This window comes from Streptomyces sp. NRRL F-5122, from assembly GCF_001507435.1.
Lineage (GTDB): Bacteria > Actinomycetota > Actinomycetes > Streptomycetales > Streptomycetaceae > Streptomyces > Streptomyces lannensis.
Genome location: NZ_LMWH01000116.1, coordinates 281,543 through 299,060, shown reverse-complemented (window position 1 = coordinate 299,060; position 17,518 = coordinate 281,543). Strand labels below are relative to the sequence as shown.

The window sequence follows — 17,518 nt, the reverse complement described above, 5'->3', positions numbered from 1 at the left end:
ATGCGCTGTGGCACTGCCAGGAGGCGGGCTGCTGCGGGCGGTGGTGTCGTCCTCCGCTGCGCTGGCGAACGGCACACGACAGCGCGTGCGGCGGTTCGAAGGTCGCACCCACATCGCCGTGCGCGGCCTGAGCGAGGGCGAACTGCCAGGACCCAAGGCGGAGAAGCTGGCGGAGGACGTACAGCGCCGGCTCTCGGACGTGCCCGGGGTGGCCTGGGCCGTGGTGAACACCGTGCTCGGACACGCCGTCGTCGCCACGGAGGATCCGTGCGACACGGAGGAGATCGTGTCGGTCCTCATCGAGGCCGTCGAGGCCGCGGAAGACGCCCATGGCGTCGAACACCCACTGCCCGATCATCCCCTCTCCGGTGACACGCTCCGCCGGGCGGCATGGGCGGTGGCCGTCCACATGGCGGCCGCGCCGCTCGCCGCGGCGAGCGAGCTGACCCGGCGCGCGCCCGTCCCCACCTGGGTCGCCTCCCTCTTCCCGATCATCGACTCGCAGCCCCGGCTGAGGTCTCTCGTCGAGCGCGCGGTGGGCACCCACAACGCCAAGATGCTCATGGCCGGACTGACGGCGCTCGGCCAGGCAGGATCCGGTGGGCTCCTCGGGACGGCGGTGGACGCCGTACGGCACACGCTCCGGGTGATGGAGGCCGACGCGGAGCGCTCCGCCTGGGCCGCCGCAGAACCGCACCTGACCGGCACCGCCGCGGCCGCTTCCCACGACGTGGCGCCCCCGCCCCCGCCCCGCCGTACACCGCTGAAGCGCGGACCCGTCGAGCGGTACGCCGACCACGCACCCCTCGTGGCAGCGGCCTCATTCGCCGGCGCGCTCCTCGTCACCGGGCAGCCAGGGAAGGCGGTCGGCGGTGCTCTGGCGGCGGTACCCAAGGCGCCGCTGCTGGCCCGCGAAGGCTTCGCCTGCGCTTTCGGCCGGGGCCTCGCCCGCAGGGGGGTCCTCGTTCCCGGCTCCGACGCCCTGCGCTCACTGGACCGGGTCGGCACCGTGCTCCTCGACACGGACGCCCTCGCCACCGGGTCCCATCTGCTGGCCGATCTGATCGCCCTCGACGAGGACGCCCCCGCTGGAGACCTCGCCGCGATGGCGCACCGGCTCTTCGACGGCTCCGCACCCGAGAAGGCAGTCCGCGACGGCGACTGGGAGCTGGGACCCGTCGAACGCCTTTCGCTGCACGGACGTACCGGATCCGAGGCCCGGCAACGCCTCGAGCACAACGGCGCGCGACTCGTGCTGGGACTGGCGCGCGAGCACCGGCTGCTCGCCGTGATCAGCGTTGTGCCGGAGCTGCACGACGCCGCCGCCGCGTTCGTGCCCACAGCCCATGCGGCCGGACTGACCATCGTGGTCGCGGGCGCGCACACCGGCGACCCGGCGGTACGCGAGGCGGACGCCGTACGCGACGCGGGCGAGCGGCTGACCCACTCCGTTCGGGACCTCCAGCGGGACGGCGACGGGGTGCTGCTGGTCTCGCGCAACCGGCACGCCCTTCGAGCGGCGGACGTCGGCGTCGGCCTGACCGGCCCGAAGGGCGCCCCGCCCTGGGGCGCGGACGTCTATGTGAAAGGCGGCGACCTGGCGGCGGCCCTTCTCCTCGTGCGCGCCTGCCGTGGCGCCCGGGAGAGCGCGCGCCGCGGAGTCCGGCTCGCCCAGGCGGCAGCGGCCGTGGGCGCGACGGCGGTGCTGGCCGGACGGTCGACGCGGCCCGAGGAGCGCGGCGTCACGGCGTTCAGCGCGGCGGCCGCGCTCGGTACCGTCGTCGGGGTCTGGTCGGCGGCGCGGCTGCTGCGTCGTCCACGGCCGTCGACCGCCGCCACCCGTCATCCCTGGCATGCGATGGCCCCGTCCACGGTGCTCGACAGGACCGGCAGCAGAGTCGAAGGGCTGACCGGTGAGGAGGTGCGAAGGCGTGGCACGGATACCGGTGAGCAGGCGCGCACGTCCTCGCTCGCCCGTGCCTATCTGACCGAGATGGCCAATCCGCTCACACCCGTGCTCGGCGCCGGGGCGGCCATGTCCGTGTCCGTGGGTGCCGTGCTCGACGCCGTCGTCATCGTGGCGGTCACCGCGCTGTCCGGGTTCTTCGGCGGTTTCCAGCGGCACAGGACCGACCGCGCGGTGGCCCGGCTGCGCCGCGAGTCGGCCGTCATGGCCAAGGTGGTGCGCGACGGGGCGGAGACCACCGTGCCCGCCCAGGCACTGGTCGTGGGCGATGTGGTGGCCCTGAGCGCCGGCGACGTGGTGCCTTCCGACGCCCGCCTGCTGGAGGCACATCACCTGGAGGTCGACGAGTCGGCACTCACCGGCGAGTCGTTCCCGGTGGCCAAGGACGTCGCACCCGTCCTGGCATCGGACCTCGCGGAGCGCAGGTCCATGGTCTACGACGGCACCACGATCGCCGCCGGTCGTTGCCGCGCCGTCGTCGTCGCGACCGGTACCGCGACCGAGGCGAGCCGGGCCGCGGCGGTCGGCCGGGGAGCCGCCCCCGCCGTCGGGGTGGAGCGCAGGCTGGCCCGGATCACCCGCAGCACGCTGCCCGTGGCGCTCGGTTCGGCGGCGGCGGTGATGGCGGCCGGCACGTTGCGCGGGCGGGCCGTGCGGGACACCGTCGGCGCGGGCGTGGGCCTGGCGGTGGCCAGTGTCCCCGAAGGGCTGCCGTTCCTGGTCTCCGCGGCCCAACTCGCCTCCGCCCGGCGGCTTTCCGTGCGCGGCGCACTGGTCAGGGACCCCCGCACCATCGAGGCGGCCGGGCGCACCGACGTCCTGTGCTTCGACAAGACCGGAACCCTCACCCACGGGCACATCTCCCTCGTGGCCGTCGCGGCTGACGGGGAGAACCGGCCCCTCGAGTCGCTCGGTGACGAGCAGCGCGCGGTCCTCGCCGCCGCCCTGCGGGCGACCCCTCGCCCGCACGGCGACGCAGGACTGGAGCACGCCACGGACGGCGCCGTCACCACGGGCGCCGAGGAGGCGGGCGTACACAGGACCACGCGGGCGCCCGAGTGGGAGCGCCTGTCCAGTCTGCCGTTCGAGCCGAGCCGCGGTTTCCACGCGACCCTGGGCCGGACCGAGGGCCACACGGTCCTGTCCGTGAAGGGAGCCCCGGAGGAGGTCGTCGAGCGCTGCGCCACCCTGGACGGCCGGCCACTGGACGAGGAGGGACGCGCGGACGTTCTCGCCACCGGCGAGAAGCTGGCGGCGGAGGGCCATCGCATCCTCGCGGTCGCCGAACTCCGGGATGCCACCGGCGGAAAACTCACCGACGACGCCGTACGCGATCTGGACTTCCTCGGTTTCCTCGCGTTCGCCGACCGTGTGCGCGGAGCCGCCGCCGACGCGGTACGCCAACTGGCGGACGCCGGCGTGCAGATCGTGATGATCACCGGGGACCACCCGAGCACCGCCGGCACCACGGCCGCCGAACTCGGTGTACTGGACGGCAGACGCGTGGTGACGGGTGCCGAACTCGACGACCTGGACGACTCGGCGCTCGACGCGCTGCTGCCCGACGTGGGTGTGGTCGCGCGCGGCACCCCCGTGCACAAGGTCCGGGTGGTCCAGGCCTTCCAACGCCTCGGCCGGACCGTCGCGATGACCGGCGACGGCGCGAACGACGCCCCCGCGATCCGGCTCGCGGACATCGGCATCGCGTTCGGCACCCGGGCCACTCCGGCGGCGCGGGCGGCCGCCGACCTCGTCGTCACCGACGACCGGCTGGAGACGGTACTCGCCACCCTCGTGGAGGGCCGTGCCATGTGGGCCTCGGTGCGGCAGGCTCTGGCGATCCTCGTCGGGGGCAACCTCGGTGAGATCGCCTTCACCCTCCTCGGCGCCGCCACAACCGGGTCCTCACCCCTGACGGCTCGTCAACTCCTTTTGGTGAACCTCTTCACCGACCTCGCTCCGGCCATCGCGGTCGCTCTGCGCCCACCCAACCCCGAGGCCGCCGAGCGCCTGCTGCACGAGGGCCCCGAGGTCTCCCTGGGCACCGCTCTCACGGAGGAGACGGTCTGCCGTGCCGTGGCCACCGCCCTCGGTGCCACGGCCGGCTGGCTCGCCGCCCGTTTCACCGGTCGTGCAGCCCGCGCCCGTACCGTCGCACTGGTCGCCCTCGTGGCCACGCAGCTCGGCCAGACCCTGCTGGCCGGCGGCCGGAGTTGGGAGATCGTCGGCTCCTCCCTGGGCTCCTTGGCCGCGCTGGCGGCAGTGGTGCAGACCCCGGTCCTCAGCCAGTTCTTCGGCTGCACCCCGCTGGGCCCCGTGGCCTGGGCGATCGCTCTGTCCGCGGCGGTCGGAGCGACGGTGGCCTCGCCGTTCCTCCCGGCGCTCGTCGGCCGGGCCCGGGCCGTCGTCGCCCACCGGGGACCGGTCGCGGCCACGTCCTGAACGGCGGCCCCTTTCCCTGCGAGGCACCAAGATAAAAGTCACAATTACGTATCGGACATTTGGCTCGTCAATCTTCACGCCGGCCACACAAGTTGGCTAGGTTGTCGGCGGGCCGTACGACTCCCACCGGCGAACCTCGCCGGGTTGCACGGCCTCCGCCGAGTCCGGTGCACCACCGGCACCGCCGGAGCCGGGGCCCATCGGCCGCAGTGCGGACCGGCCCGACCACCCACCGGGCAGGGGCCGTGGGACACACCCTCCGGATTCGTCCGCCCGAACCCTCCCCGGGGTCCGAGCGGCCCGGGGACCCCCATCGCTCTCTCGGGCAGGCGGAGCACGGAAGGAGCACGTCCTCATGGCGTCGGAGCGAACCTCGCGTTCCGGAGGCTTCGACCTCCCCGGCTTCCGCGACTCCGCCCCCACCAGCGGCTCCCGTCCCGGGGGCCACGACGCGCCGAGCCGCGCCGAGGTCCAGCAACGGATCCACAGCCTCTACGACCGCGCCGAGACGGACAGCGGGACCTTCAACGCCACCCGGGCCGTCGCGGCGGGCAACGGCAAGCGCGGCAACCCGGCGGTCGAGGGCGAGCGCAGACGCACCGATCCCACGCTCGACGCCATCGCCAGGCAGTGGTTCGACGCCGCGCGCGCGAACCTGGGACCGATCGTTCCGGCGGCACTGCCCGCCGACCGGAGCCCGATCGCCGAAAAACGGCCCATGCTCCGGGCGCAGCGCGCCGGAGACGACCTCGGCTCCCGCGAGCCGGGCGGCCGCCCTCTTCCGGAGCTGACCGCCGGACCCGCCGGCCGGGCGGCCGCCCGGCCCCTCGAACTGACCGCCGGTCCTGTGGCCGCGCTGCCGGCCGCTCCGGAGCTTCGGCCGCAGGTCCCGGCGCCCAACGCACTCCCGGCGTCCGCCGCGAAGCCCTCGTCGTCCGCCCCGAGGAGCTCCAAGGAGCAGTCCCACCGGAAACTGGCCGATGCGCGTGAGTTGCTGCTCCAGCACACGGCGCGGCAGAGCGTGCGTCCGGCACCCGCCGAGCCGGTACGGCCCGTCGCCGAGGTCCCGGCCGTGTGGCAGCAGCAGCCCGCCCTCGAGCCGGGCCCCGCCTTCGCCTCCCCGGCCCCGGCCGTCATGGAACCGCCTCTCGTCACCGACGCGCTCACGGTCGGCGGCGCCTTCGTCGCCCGGAACACGTTCGCCGCGACCGACGCCTTGACGGCCGGCGTCCCGACGGGAGCGTTCACCGACAGCCCCGCGTTCCCCACGACCGACGCGTTGAGCGCCGCCGAAACCTACCCGGGCGCCGCCCCCGCCGCCGACGCCTTCCGCACGGCCGGCACGTTCGCCACGGCCGACACGTTCGCCTCCACCGGCACCTTCGCCTCCCCCGAGACGTTTCCCGAGGCATTTCCCGAAGCGTTTCCCGAGGCGTTTCCCGGTGCCGACGTGTCCGTGGCCCCGGACGCCTTCGCCGGGACGACCGGTGGTGAAATCCCTCTCGGTATCGGCGCGGTGCCCGGCTCCGGGTACGAGATGAAGGCCGCACAGGCACTCGCCTTCGCGCGTGCGCAGATCGGCAAGCCGTGCGTCTGGGGCGCGGCGGGTCCGGACTCGTACGACGCCCCCGGCCTCACCCGCTCCGCCTGGAAGGCCGCCGGGGTCGCTCTCCCCCGCACCGCGCAGGAGCAGGGGGCCATGGGGACGACCGTCCCCCTCACGGACATCCGGCCCGGTGACCTGATCTTCTTCTACGACACCAGCAGCCACGTGGGCGTCTACACCGGCGACGCCATGATGATCCACGCGCCCGGCCCCGGGTCCTACATCCGTGAGGAGTCGATCTTCTTCGCGGGGAACGCGGCGATCCACGGCGCGGCACGGCCCGCCTGACCTCGGCCACGAGGAGCCGGACCGAAGGAACACCGCGCGCCCCGGGCCCCCTTGACCGGCCCTGACCGGCCCGGAGGCCGGTCAGGGGGCTTTCCACCCGCGCCTGCTCCCACCGGTCGAGGGCCGTCGTCGGCGTGCGTCGCGCGGCTTCGCGTAGGAGCGTGGGGGTGTGCGAAGCGTGCGGGACACGGTGCAGGGACGGGACGGGAGCCGACGGGGCTGGCTGCGTGGTGCGCCGCCCCCGTGGTGGGTGCGGATCATGCCCGTGGGACTGCTGCTGGTCGTCTGCATCGCCACCCTGATCAGCCCCCAGCCGCTCGACATCGGCTTCCTGCTCGGCGCCATCCCGCCGCTGGCCGTGCTGTCCTACGGGCCGGCGGCGACCGCCGTCCTCGGCGTCGTGGTCGTCGCCCTGCAGCACGCCCGGGTCTTCCATCTGGACCACCCCGGCAACACCGACCTGCTGACCATCGGCTTCGTCGCACTGCTGAGCGTGTTCGTGTCGTATGTGCGCAGCCACCGCGACGCCCAGCTCGATCTGGAGCGCACCGTCGCGGAAGCGACGCAGAACGCCGTCGTCCCCCCGCTGCCCGAGAAGGTCGGCCGGGTCCGCTGCACCGGTCTGTACCGGGCAGCCCAGCGCGGGACGCTCGTCGGCGGCGACTTCTTCGACGTGCGCGAGAGCCCCCAAGGGGTAAGGGTGGTCATGGGCGACGTACAGGGCCACGGCCTGTCCGCGGTGGCGACGGTCGCCTCCCTGCTCGGCGCCTTCCGGGAGGCGGTGCTCGACCAGCCGGACCTGCCCTCGGTCGCCGCCCGGCTCGACCGCAGGCTCCTCGTCGACTCCGCCGAGGCCCGGCGTCCCGAACTGTTCGCCACCGCGGCGCTGCTCGAGTTCTCCCCCGACGCCCGCACGGTGCGGATCATCGTCTGCGGCAGTCCGCCGCCCGTGCTGCTCCAGGACGGGAAGGCCACGGAGGTCCACATCACCCCCGGCACGCCCCTCGGGCTCGGCCTGTGCCCGGAGGATGCCTACGACGAGGTGACCCTGCCGCTGCTGCATGGCGACAGACTGTTCCTGGCCTCGGACGGCATCTGGGAGGGCAGGAACCCCGACGGCACCTACTACCCTTTGATCGACCGGCTTCCGGGTCTTGTCGACGACGACCCCGGCACGACGACGGAGCGGGTGTGGGTGGATCTCGTCCACTACTGCGGCACCATCGGCGACGACGTCACGATGCTGCTCCTGACCCCGGAGCCGGCCATGGAGCCGACGGGCATAAAGTAGCCTTATGAGGTCATAGAGCGGACCCGCGTACCAGGTAAGGCATGCCTTAGTTTAAAGTTTCCGATCGAGCCGTCTGTCCTCGCTCGAAGGGAACTGATCATGCCCCGCCCCCTGCGGGTAGCCGTCGTCGGTGCCGGTCCGGCCGGAATCTACGCCGCTGACGCGCTGCTGAAGTCCGAGGTGGCCACCGACCCCGGCGTGTCCATCGACATCTTCGAGCGCATGCCGGCCCCGTTCGGCCTCATCCGTTACGGAGTCGCTCCGGACCATCCGCGGATCAAGGGCATCGTCACGGCCCTCCACCAGGTGCTGGACAAACCGCAGATCCGTCTGTTCGGCAACGTCGACTACCCGACCGACGTCAGCCTGGACGATCTGCGCGCCTTCTACGACGCCGTGATCTTCTCCACGGGCGCGACGGCCGACCGGGCCCTCGACATACCCGGCATCGACCTCGACGGCTCCTACGGCGCGGCGGACTTCGTCTCCTGGTACGACGGCCACCCCGACGTGCCGCGGACCTGGCCGCTGACGGCCGAGAAGGTCGCCGTCCTCGGGGTCGGCAACGTCGCCCTCGACGTGGCGCGCGTCCTGGCCAAGACGGCCGACGAGCTGCTGCCCACCGAGATCCCGGCGAACGTGTACGACGGCCTCAAGGCCAACAAGGCTCTGGAGATCCATGTCTTCGGCCGCCGTGGCCCGGCCCAGGCCAAGTTCAGCCCGATGGAGCTGCGGGAACTGGACCACTCCCCCGCCATCGAGGTCGTCGTCGACCCCGAGGACATCGACTACGACGAGGGTTCGATCGCAACCCGGCGCGGAAACAAGCAGGCCGACATGGTGGCCAAGACACTCGAGAACTGGGCCATCCGGGACATCGGCGACCGGCCGCACAAGCTCTTCCTGCACTTCTTCGAGTCGCCCACCGAGATCCTCGGCGAGGACGGCACCGTCATCGGCCTGCGCACCGAGCGCACCGCCCTCGACGGGACCGGGAACGTCAAGGGCACGGGCGAGTTCCGGGACTGGGACGTCAGCGCGGTCTACCGCGCCGTGGGCTACCTGTCCGACCCCGTCGCCAAGCTGCCCTGGGACATCGACTCGGGCACGGTCCCCGACGAGGGCGGTCGGGTCATCGAGGAGAGCGGCAGCCACCTGCAGTCCACCTATGTGACCGGGTGGATCCGCCGCGGTCCCGTGGGTCTGATCGGTCACACCAAGGGTGACGCCAACGAGACGGTGGCCAACCTGCTCGACGACCACGCGAACGGGCGCCTGCACACGCCCGCCTCCCCGGACCCCGAGTCGGTGGACGCGTTCCTCACCGAGCGCAACGTCCGTTTCACCACCTGGGACGGCTGGTACCGGCTCGACGCCGCGGAGAAGGCGCTCGGCGAACCGCAGGGCCGTGAGCGAGTGAAGATCGTCGAGCGCGAGGACATGCTCCGGGCGAGCGGCGCCTGAACGCCGACGCCGCCCGGCCGCGACGGATGATGCCGCGGCCGGGCGGCGGGCCCGCCGGCCAGGAGCCACTGGCCGGCGGTTCTCCCCCGGGCGGGTCAGGGATAGCTGACCAGGTTCGCCACGTTGGTCGAGGAGTTCGACGGTCCGCCACGATCGTTGATCACGTGCCGGATCGTCCCGGTACCACCGAGGGAGACCGTCACCATGTTGTGGAACTGCACCCCCGAGGTGTTCGGCACCTCGTAGGCGTGCTCGGCGGTGACACTCGGATTGACGTTGAAGTAGCAGTAGCTGCCGAGGCCGTAGGCCTGGTGGCTGGTCACCGAGCCGGCAACCTTGTAGGCCGCGTAGCCCTGTGTGGAGCCGTTCATCCAGGCCGACTGGTTGGGCGGGTCGTACGGCATCTCGTTCTGGTAGAAGTACGTCCGCCCACCGTTGCCGTTCCAGATCGTCTGGTATTTCTGGAAGTGCTCCACGAACAGGCCGTACATCGTCACGTCGTCGCCGTTGACCACCAGTCCGGTGTCCGCCGTGTTCGACGTCCAGCCGACGCCGTTGCCGTGGTCGGCGCGCCAGATCCACATGTGGTCGCCGATGACGTTGCGGCTGTTGACCACGAGGCTGGTGGTCGCCTTGCCGACACCCGCGCCGCCGACGCGGAAGTACACGTCGTGCAGCGAGGTCGGGTCGGTGGCGTGGGAGGCCGAGGAGCCGGACGGCCCGACCTCCATCACCGTCGGCGAGTTGGTGGTGCCCGCGTCGAACAGCAGGCCCGCGACGGAGACTCCGTCCACGTCGGCGACGGTCATCGCGGTGATGCCGTTGTCCGGAACGAGTGTGGCCAGGCCGAGACCGAGGACGACGGTGTCGGGACGGGTCACCTTCAGGGTCTGGTTCAGATGGTAGACACCGGGGGTGACCAGCAGGTTCTTGCCGGCGGCCAGGGCCGCGTTCATCTGGGCCGCCGTCGCGCCCGGTTTGACGACGAAGAACTGGTCGAGCGGGAGCGAGGTGCCCGCCGGGGAACCCGAAGCCCAGCTCGTCGCGGTGGAGTTGGTGCGCACCGACGGCACGAAAACCTGGTAGGCGCCGGCGCCGTCGACGTACAGGAACGGCTTCTCACGGGTGACCGGGCTGCGATCGACCGTCGTGTACGGGGGGTTCGGGAAGCTCGTGGCCGGAACGCCCTGGCTGCCGACGAAGACCATGTTCCAGTTGGAGCCCGTCCAGCTGCCGAGCTGGGAGTTGCGGGTCAGCCACTGCTGCTGGCTCCCGGAGCGCACCTGGCCGTCGATCTTGCTGTCCGCGAGATAGCCGCCGCTCGACCAGCCGCCGTCGTCCAGCGCGAGGTTGCCGCGCAGATGGATGCGCCGGTACGGCGCGGCCTGGGACACCGCCCAGCGGTCCGTGCCGCCCGTCGGGTTGACCGAGAGGTTCTCGGCGCCGCGCCAGAAGTTCTGCGTCGCGTTGCCCTGGAACCAGTCCGCCTCGGCGTGCACGGCGCCGTTGATCGTCACCGCGTCGGGTGACAGGCCGAGTCCCAGGACCTGGGTGTAGAAGCCGACGTTCACGTCGTTGCTGTAGGTGCCGGGCTTGAACATCACGGCGTAGCGCTGGGAGCCGAACTGGTTCGTCTCCTGCTGCTGGAAGATGGAGTTGAGCCTGCTCTGGATCGTCGACGACGGCATGGACGGGTCGAAGACGACCACGTTCGGGCCGAGGTCCACGTCACCGGGCGAACTGGACACGGCTGACACCTGGAAGCGCTGGGCGGCGGTGCCGTTGCAGGTGTACTGGGTCAGCTGCACGCTGTCCGCGGTCGAGGCGCCGGGGACGTCGAGGCACTTGCCGCTGTGCCGGTTCACGAAGTGGTAGGCGCCGCCGCCCTCGTCGACCGGCTGCCACTGCTGGTTGTCGCCACCGCCGTATGCCCACAGCTGGAGCGGGGCCCCGTCGGCGGTGGACACATCGGTCACGTCCACGACCTGGGCCGGGTCGTTGCGGTTGTTGATGCGGACGTAGCCGTCGCTGGTGGAGGTGAAACTCCACTGCTGGGCCGTGGAGTTGTTGCAGGCGTACTGCTGCACGGTGGTGCCGTTGGCGGTGCCGGCGGCCCGGGCGTCCAGGCATTTGCCGCTGCCGCTGTTGACGACCGTCGCCCAGCTCGTGGGCAGCGCCGCCGCGGCGGCGGAGGCGCGCGGGGCGGCTCCCGCGGAGACGACCGTCAGCGCCGACGCGGCTGTGACCAGCGCCAGTGCGGCGGCCGTTCCGGGGCGGACACGCCGGAGGCGGCCCGCTCCGTGGCGGAACAGGGATGGGAACACGGTTCCTCCTCGGCCGACGGTTCGCCGGCCGTTGTGGGGGTGGGGGACGGCTCGTTCAGCCGGTGTAGGAGGCGAAGACGCGCGTGTAGTCCCAGGCCTGCTGGCTCACTCCGGAGCAGCTGTCGGCCGGGCCGCCGGTGCAGGGGCGGTCACGGTTGACGGACCAGAAGGTGAGTCGCGCGAGGTGGTGCTGCTGGGCGTAGCCGAGGATGGTGCGGAAGTCGGCGACGGTGACCGTCTCGTTCTGGTCGGTGATGCCGTTCATCGACGAGATGCCCATGTCGCGGTAGGCCTGGTCGTCGCTGTAGCCGTACGCGTTCTTCAGCGCCGTCTTCAGTCCTTCGGCGGCCCGCAGGGTGAGCGTGCCCATGTTCTGTCCCGCGCCGCCGAAGTCGAACGGCATGATGGTCCAGCTGTCGACCGTGAGGCCCGATCCCGCGGCCCGGTTGATCAGACTGGTGTCCGGGCCGCTCTGCCCGGTGCCGATGGTGACGTACACCTTCAGACCGGGGTTGTTGGCCTTCACCGTCTTCAAGGCGTCGACCGTGCGCTGCTGGACGGTCGGGTTGCTGTAGGCGTCGGCCTCGATGTCGATGTCGATCGCCTTGAGACCGTAGGCGTTGATGACCTTCTGGTATGCCGCCGCGAGCTCGCCGGCGCTGGAGCAGGAGCTCTCCAGCTTGTTGCCGCTGTAGCCGCCGAACGACGGGATCACGTCGCCGCCGTTCGCCCGGACTGTGTTGATCGTCTGCTGGTCGACCCCTCCGGTGAGCGCACGGCCGCCGTCCCACTGGGGGTTGCAGTAGCCGTTGCTGAGCACGAAGGCCAGCGTGAACCACTTCACGCCCGTCGCGTTGGTGACGGTGGTGGGGCTCGGCGGGTCGCCCCAGCCGTTGTAGAGGTACGGGGCCACGGCCATCGGCGCGGCGGGGGTGGTGCCGCCTGACGAGGGCGCCGTCCACTTCTGGTTGGCTCCGCCCGAGCAGGTCCAGATCTGTGTCGGGGTGCCGTTGGCCGAGTTGTTGTCCGTGACGTCGAGGCACTTGTCGGCCTGGGAGTTGACGATGTCGTGCGCGGCGCTGACGGTCCACTTCTGGTTCGCGCCGCCGGTGCACGACCACAGCTGGACGCGGGCGCCGTTGGTGGTCGAATTGCCGGTCACGTCGAGACACTTGCCCAGGGCGCGAATGGTGCCGTCGGCGCCCACGGTCCACTGCTGGGCCGTGGTGCCGTTGCAGTCGTAGATCTGCACCGGGGTGCCGTTGGCGGAGTTGGCGCCGGCGACGTCGAGGCACTTGCCCGCGAGTCCGGTGATGGTTCCGGTCGCTGCGGCGGCGGGGGACGCGGACAGCGCGGTGGCGGACAGAGCCAGCAGGGACACGGCCAAGGCGGCGCGAGCGGCGGTCTGGGAGCCCATGACACTCCCTTTCTCTGCGTGGGGGGTGGGGTGGGGGAGCTGTTACTTCAGACCGCGATTTAAGAAGTGAAGTAAGGGACTGTCAAGACTTTGGTACAGACCAGTAGTTCAGGGGTTCGCCGGATGCGGATCGATGCGGACGTCGCGCACCCGGACGGTCGGCGCCCGTGGGCCACGGGCGCCGACGCGCACGGTCAGGCGTTGGGGTCGAACGTGATCCCGGACGGCTTGGCCGCGGCCAGGTGGGAAGCGAAGTTGTCGTCCCTCAGACCGAAGTGGGCACTGCCGAAATCGGCCTGGCTCAACTTCTCGCGGACTCCCGCGGGGTAGCCGTTCCATCCGACCAGGGCGGGGAACTGCCAGGCGTGGTAGTGGTTCTCCGGCGGGTCGTCGTTGCTGTTTGCGGGGCGGAAGCAGTGGGTGCCGATGCCGTCCTTGTGATACACGACCTTGGGGTGGGTGCCGTCCCAGCGGATCTGGTCGCGACTGTAGATGTCGAAGTCCCCGTGAGCCGAGGTGGAGACGTACTGCGCCTGGTTGTTCAGCACCCAGACGACCACGTGCTCCCAGTCGTGACGGTGACCGCCGAGGCTCGTGCCGGGGAGCGCCTGGTCCTTCTCGAAGTACAGCCCGTAGATGATGGCGCACCAGCCGTTGTTGCACTTGTAACGGGAGTACCCGTTGGTGTTGTCGAGATCCGAGGCGTCGCGGCAGTTCCCGTTGAGCTCTCCGGTCGGATTGAGACCGCCGTTGAGGGTTCCGTCGGGGCCGATGGCGGGTGTCGGGTAGCAGCCGTCCGTGTCGTAGTCGTAGGCCGGCTGGAACGTCTGCTCCAGTGCGTCCGCGTTGGCGGGCAGACCCTTCGGCGGGGCGGCCAGCGCGACGCCCGGGAAGGCGACCACGAGCGCGGCGGCGGCCGCGACGACGGCCGACGTTCTGCGGAATCTCGAGCGCTTCTGCATTTTCACTGCGTCCTCCTGAGACACGGCGGTGGGGGGGTACGCGGAGCACGGTTGGCATGCCCGGAACAATCCCGTGACACACCGTGCATCGGGTGAACACCGGCGCCCCGCCGCGTGATGGGCGCTCAACGAGTAGGCGTTCAGGTCGAATTGGAGACGAACGGTCCGTGTCCTGGCATGCTGCCCGCATGCCGACCCCCATGCGCCCGCGCTCCGCTCCCACGGCCACCGCATCGTCCGATCGCATCGACGGACTGCGGATCCGGGCGCACCGGGTGGACCAGGACGTTCGGGGCGCCGGGCGCGTCCTGCGGGAGGTGTCCTTCGACGCCGACCCGGGGCGCATCACGGTGATCGTCGGCAGCAGCGGGGCGGGCAAGAGCGTGCTGCTGCAGACGCTCGCGGGCCTGCGCGCGCCGGCGGGCGGGAGGGTGCTGCACGACGGCGCACCGCCCGGACGGCCGGGGCCCCGGTTCGGGTTCGTGCCGCAGGACGACGTCATCCACCGCGAACTCCCCCTGCGGCGGACGCTGATGTACGCGGCGGGGCTGCGCCTGCCACCGGCCACGGCTCCCGGGGACATCGACGAACGCGTGGACCGCGTGCTGGACGTCCTCTCGCTCACCGACCGGGCGGACACACCCGTCGGCGCGCTCAGCGGAGGCGAACGCAAACGGGCGAGTATCGCCGCCGAGTTGCTCACCCGGCCGCGCGTGCTCCTCCTCGACGAGCCCACCTCCGGTCTGGACCCGGTGACGGCCGCGGGGCTGCTGCGCACACTGCGCTCACTCGCCGAGGACGGCACGACCGTCGTGCTCACCACACACGTCCTCGCCGACCTGCCGCGCTGCGACCGGGTCGTCTTCCTCTCCCCCACGGGCCGGCTCGCCTACACGGGCGAACCCGCGGATCTGTGCGCGGCGTTCGGCGTCGGCACGGTGGAGGAGGTCTACGAGGCCGTGGCCGGCGGCTCCCGGGCGCAGGACTCCATGACGCCGGAGGCAGGGGCCATGGACGACCCCGCGCCCGGCCCCGCGGCGGCCCCCACCTGGCCGCGCTCCGGTGCCGTGCGTCAGTGGCTGCTGCTGACCCGGCGGGCCGGCGCCCTGATGTGGCGGAACCGGCTGACCGCGGCCGTGCTGGCCGGATCACCCGTGATGATCGTGGCGATGTTCGTGGTCCTGTTCCGGTCGGGCGCCTTCGACGCCTCCTCCCCCGATCCGGGCACCACCGCGATGATCATGTTCTGGATCGCGTTCAGCGCGTTCTTCTTCGGGCTGACGTACGGGTTGCTCCAGATCTGCACGGAACTCCCCGTGGTACGCCGGGAGTGGATCGCCGGAGTGCGCATCGGCCCCTATCTGGCCTCCAAGGTCGCCACCGTGCTGCCGCTGCTCGCGGTCGCGGACGCAGCACTGCTGGCCGTGCTGCGCGCCCTGGACCGGCTGCCCGCGGCCGGATGGGACGTGTACGGATCGCTGTTCACCTCCGCGGTCCTGGCCTCGGCCGCCGCCCTGGCGCTCGGGCTGCTCGCCTCTGCCGCAGTCGGCGAACCTGGACAGGCGACGCTGATACTGCCCCTGCTGTGCTTTCCGCAGGTGCTGTTCTCGGGCGCGTTCGTGCCGGTGCCACGGATGCCGCTGCCCGGGGAGGTCGTCAGCTGGGCCATGACCAACCGCTGGGCCTTCGAGGCACTGGGCAGCGGGGTCGGTCTGGAGCCGCTGTGGCGCCGGGGAGCCTCACCGCTGGGGCCGCCGCTGCTGCGCTCGTACGGCGACACGTTCACGCATCCGGCGGCCCGCGGCTGGCTGGTCCTCGCCGGGTTCGCGCTGCTCTTCCTCGGCGTCACCTGGGCCGTCCTCGCCCGCAAGTGCCGGGAGGGAGCCGTACGGAGCCGGGCGGGAGGCTGAGCGCGGGGGCGCGGCCCCTCCGGCCGGAGCAGTCCCGCGCGACAGGCGGGCGGGCGCGTACGAGGGTGGAGTGCATGATCGAGGCCCATTCCCTCACCAAGCGCTACGGCGAGCACACCGCCGTCGACGATCTGAGCTTCACCGTACGACCCGGCGTGGTCACGGGATTCCTCGGGCCGAACGGGGCGGGCAAGTCCACCACGATGCGGATGCTCCTCGGCCTGGACGCACCCACCTCGGGCCGGGCCGCGGTCAACGGCAGGAAGTACGCCGAGCACCGGGCGCCGCTGCACGAGGTGGGCGCGATGCTCGAAGCGCGCTCCGTCCACACCGGGCGCAGTGCCTACCACCATCTGCTGGCACTCGCCGCCACGACCGGGATCTCCAGGCGCCGGGTGAACGAGGTGATCGACCTGGTCGGACTGAGCGCGGTCGCGGGGAAACGGGTCGGCGGCTTCTCCCTGGGCATGGGCCAGCGGCTCGGTATCGCCGGCGCGCTGCTGGGCGACCCGGCGACGGTGATCCTCGACGAGCCCGTCAACGGCCTGGACCCGGAGGGGATCCTGTGGATCCGCAATCTGCTCAAAGGGCTTGCCGGCGAAGGGCGCACGGTCCTGGTCTCGTCACACCTGATGTCGGAGATGGCCCTGACGGCCGAACACCTGATCGTGATCGGGCGGGGACGGCTGATCGCGGACACCTCGGTGGCTCAGTTCGTCGCCCGGGCCGCCGGAGACGTGGTGCGCGTGCGCACCGACGAGGCGGACAGACTGTGCGCGCTGCTGGCCGGGCCGGACGTGGCGGTCGCCGCGCAGGAGCCGGGCGTGCTGCAGGTGACCGGGCTGAGCAGTGACCGGATCGGACGCCTCGCGGCGGAGCACGGTGTCGCCCTGGCGGAACTGACTCCGCAGCAGGCCTCGCTCGAGGAGGCGTTCATGGAGCTGACCCGGGACGCCGTGGAGTACCAGGCACCCGATGCCCGGCTCATCGGCACGGGCGGGAAAGGACTGGCGGCATGACGACGGCATCTGCGATCCCCGCCGCCGAGCGGGGCAGGGTCACCCAGCTGAGGGTGATCCGTTCCGAGTGGATCAAACTGCGGTCGTTGCGCTCCACCCTCTTCACACTGCTCGCCGCGGTCCTCGCCATGGTGGGACTCGGCTGTCTGTTCAGCTACTTCACCTCGGCACGCTGGGACCGTCTGCCACCGCAGGAGAGGCTCGCCTTCGATCCGACGCTGGTCAGTCTGCGCGGCATCTACCTGGCCCAGCTGGCGGTCGGGGTGCTGGGCGTCCTCGTGATCAGCGGCGAGTACGCGACGGGAATGATCCGGTCCTCGCTCTCCGCGGTGCCGCGGCGCCTTCCGGTGCTGTGGGCCAAGGCCCTGGTGTACGCGGCCGTGGCCTGGGGGCTGATGACGATCGCCTCGCTCGCGGCGTTCCTTGCGGGGCAGGAGGCGCTCTCCGGCCGGCATCTGAACACGTCGCTCGGCGAACCCGGGGTGCTGCGCGCGGTCCTCGGAGCCGGTCTGTATCTGACCGTCGTGGGAGTGATCGGAGTGGCGTTCGGCGCGCTGTTCCGCAACACCGCGGGCGGGATCGCCACCCTCTTCGGCCTCCTGATGGTGCTTCCCGTGCTCGCCCAGGCGCTCCCGTCGTCATGGCTCGACGAGGTCAACCCGTATCTGCCGAACACCGCGGGGCAGGGCCTGATCCACGTCCAGCAGATGCCCCACACCCTGGCCCCCTGGACCGGCTTCGCGGTGTTCTGCCTGTACGCACTGGTGGCACTGGCCGGGTCCGGGCTGGCCCTCGGACGAAGGGACGCCTGACCCGGCGCAGTGCCGGC

Annotated in this window: 10 protein-coding genes; 7 read left to right on the top strand and 3 right to left on the bottom strand. The window is 71.7% G+C overall.

The features are described 5' to 3' along the window. Window positions 1–7 precede the first annotated feature (7 nt). The 4 genes from ADL25_RS14360 to ADL25_RS14345 all read left to right on the top strand — a co-directional run bounded on the left by ADL25_RS14360 (window position 8) and on the right by ADL25_RS14345 (window position 9,057). Window positions 8–4,408: a cation-translocating P-type ATPase gene (locus tag ADL25_RS14360; RefSeq protein WP_079050335.1), complete on the top strand. Its 4,401-nt coding sequence runs from the start codon at window positions 8–10 to the stop codon at window positions 4,406–4,408. 355 nt (window positions 4,409–4,763) lie between these two features. Further along, the gene (locus ADL25_RS50480; protein WP_059128087.1) at window positions 4,764–6,302 is read left to right on the top strand and encodes an NlpC/P60 family protein; all 1,539 of its coding nucleotides are present in this window, start codon (window positions 4,764–4,766) and stop codon (window positions 6,300–6,302) included. A gap of 169 nt (window positions 6,303–6,471) precedes the next feature. Beyond that, window positions 6,472–7,593: a PP2C family protein-serine/threonine phosphatase gene (locus ADL25_RS14350; protein ID WP_234380905.1), complete on the top strand. Its 1,122-nt coding sequence runs from the start codon at window positions 6,472–6,474 to the stop codon at window positions 7,591–7,593. A gap of 99 nt (window positions 7,594–7,692) precedes the next feature. Next, complete coding sequence (locus ADL25_RS14345) at window positions 7,693–9,057, top strand: FAD-dependent oxidoreductase (protein WP_059128085.1); 1,365 nt, start codon at window positions 7,693–7,695, stop codon at window positions 9,055–9,057. 95 nt (window positions 9,058–9,152) lie between these two features. Here ADL25_RS14345 and ADL25_RS14340 read toward each other — a convergent pair whose 3' ends face one another. The 3 genes from ADL25_RS14340 to ADL25_RS14330 form a co-directional block, all read right to left on the bottom strand. Then, a complete protein-coding gene (locus ADL25_RS14340; RefSeq protein ID WP_107116606.1) occupies window positions 9,153–11,312 on the bottom strand; it encodes an RICIN domain-containing protein in 2,160 nt (719 codons plus the stop codon). Window positions 11,313–11,436: 124 nt separating this feature from the next. Beyond that, entirely contained in the window at window positions 11,437–12,798 is a 1,362-nt protein-coding gene (locus ADL25_RS14335; protein ID WP_059128084.1) for a lectin, read from the bottom strand. Between the two features lie 194 nt (window positions 12,799–12,992). Continuing rightward, window positions 12,993–13,760, bottom strand: a complete 768-nt coding sequence (locus tag ADL25_RS14330; RefSeq protein WP_059128083.1) for an NPP1 family protein — start codon at window positions 13,758–13,760, stop codon at window positions 12,993–12,995. A 188-nt stretch (window positions 13,761–13,948) separates the two neighbouring features. On the opposite strand from ADL25_RS14330, the gene ADL25_RS14325 reads away from it, so the two are divergent. The 3 genes from ADL25_RS14325 to ADL25_RS14315 all read left to right on the top strand — a co-directional run bounded on the left by ADL25_RS14325 (window position 13,949) and on the right by ADL25_RS14315 (window position 17,501). Continuing rightward, window positions 13,949–15,670 (top strand): ATP-binding cassette domain-containing protein, encoded by a 1,722-nt coding sequence (locus ADL25_RS14325; protein WP_234380904.1) that lies wholly within the window; start codon window positions 13,949–13,951, stop codon window positions 15,668–15,670. A 74-nt stretch (window positions 15,671–15,744) separates the two neighbouring features. Further along, a complete protein-coding gene (locus ADL25_RS14320) occupies window positions 15,745–16,689 on the top strand; it encodes an ATP-binding cassette domain-containing protein (protein ID WP_059128082.1) in 945 nt (314 codons plus the stop codon). After that, window positions 16,686–17,501, top strand: coding sequence for an ABC transporter permease subunit (locus ADL25_RS14315; protein ID WP_059128081.1), 816 nt, complete (start codon window positions 16,686–16,688; stop codon window positions 17,499–17,501). The genes ADL25_RS14320 and ADL25_RS14315 overlap by 4 nt, the downstream gene beginning before the upstream one ends. Window positions 17,502–17,518 lie beyond the last annotated feature (17 nt).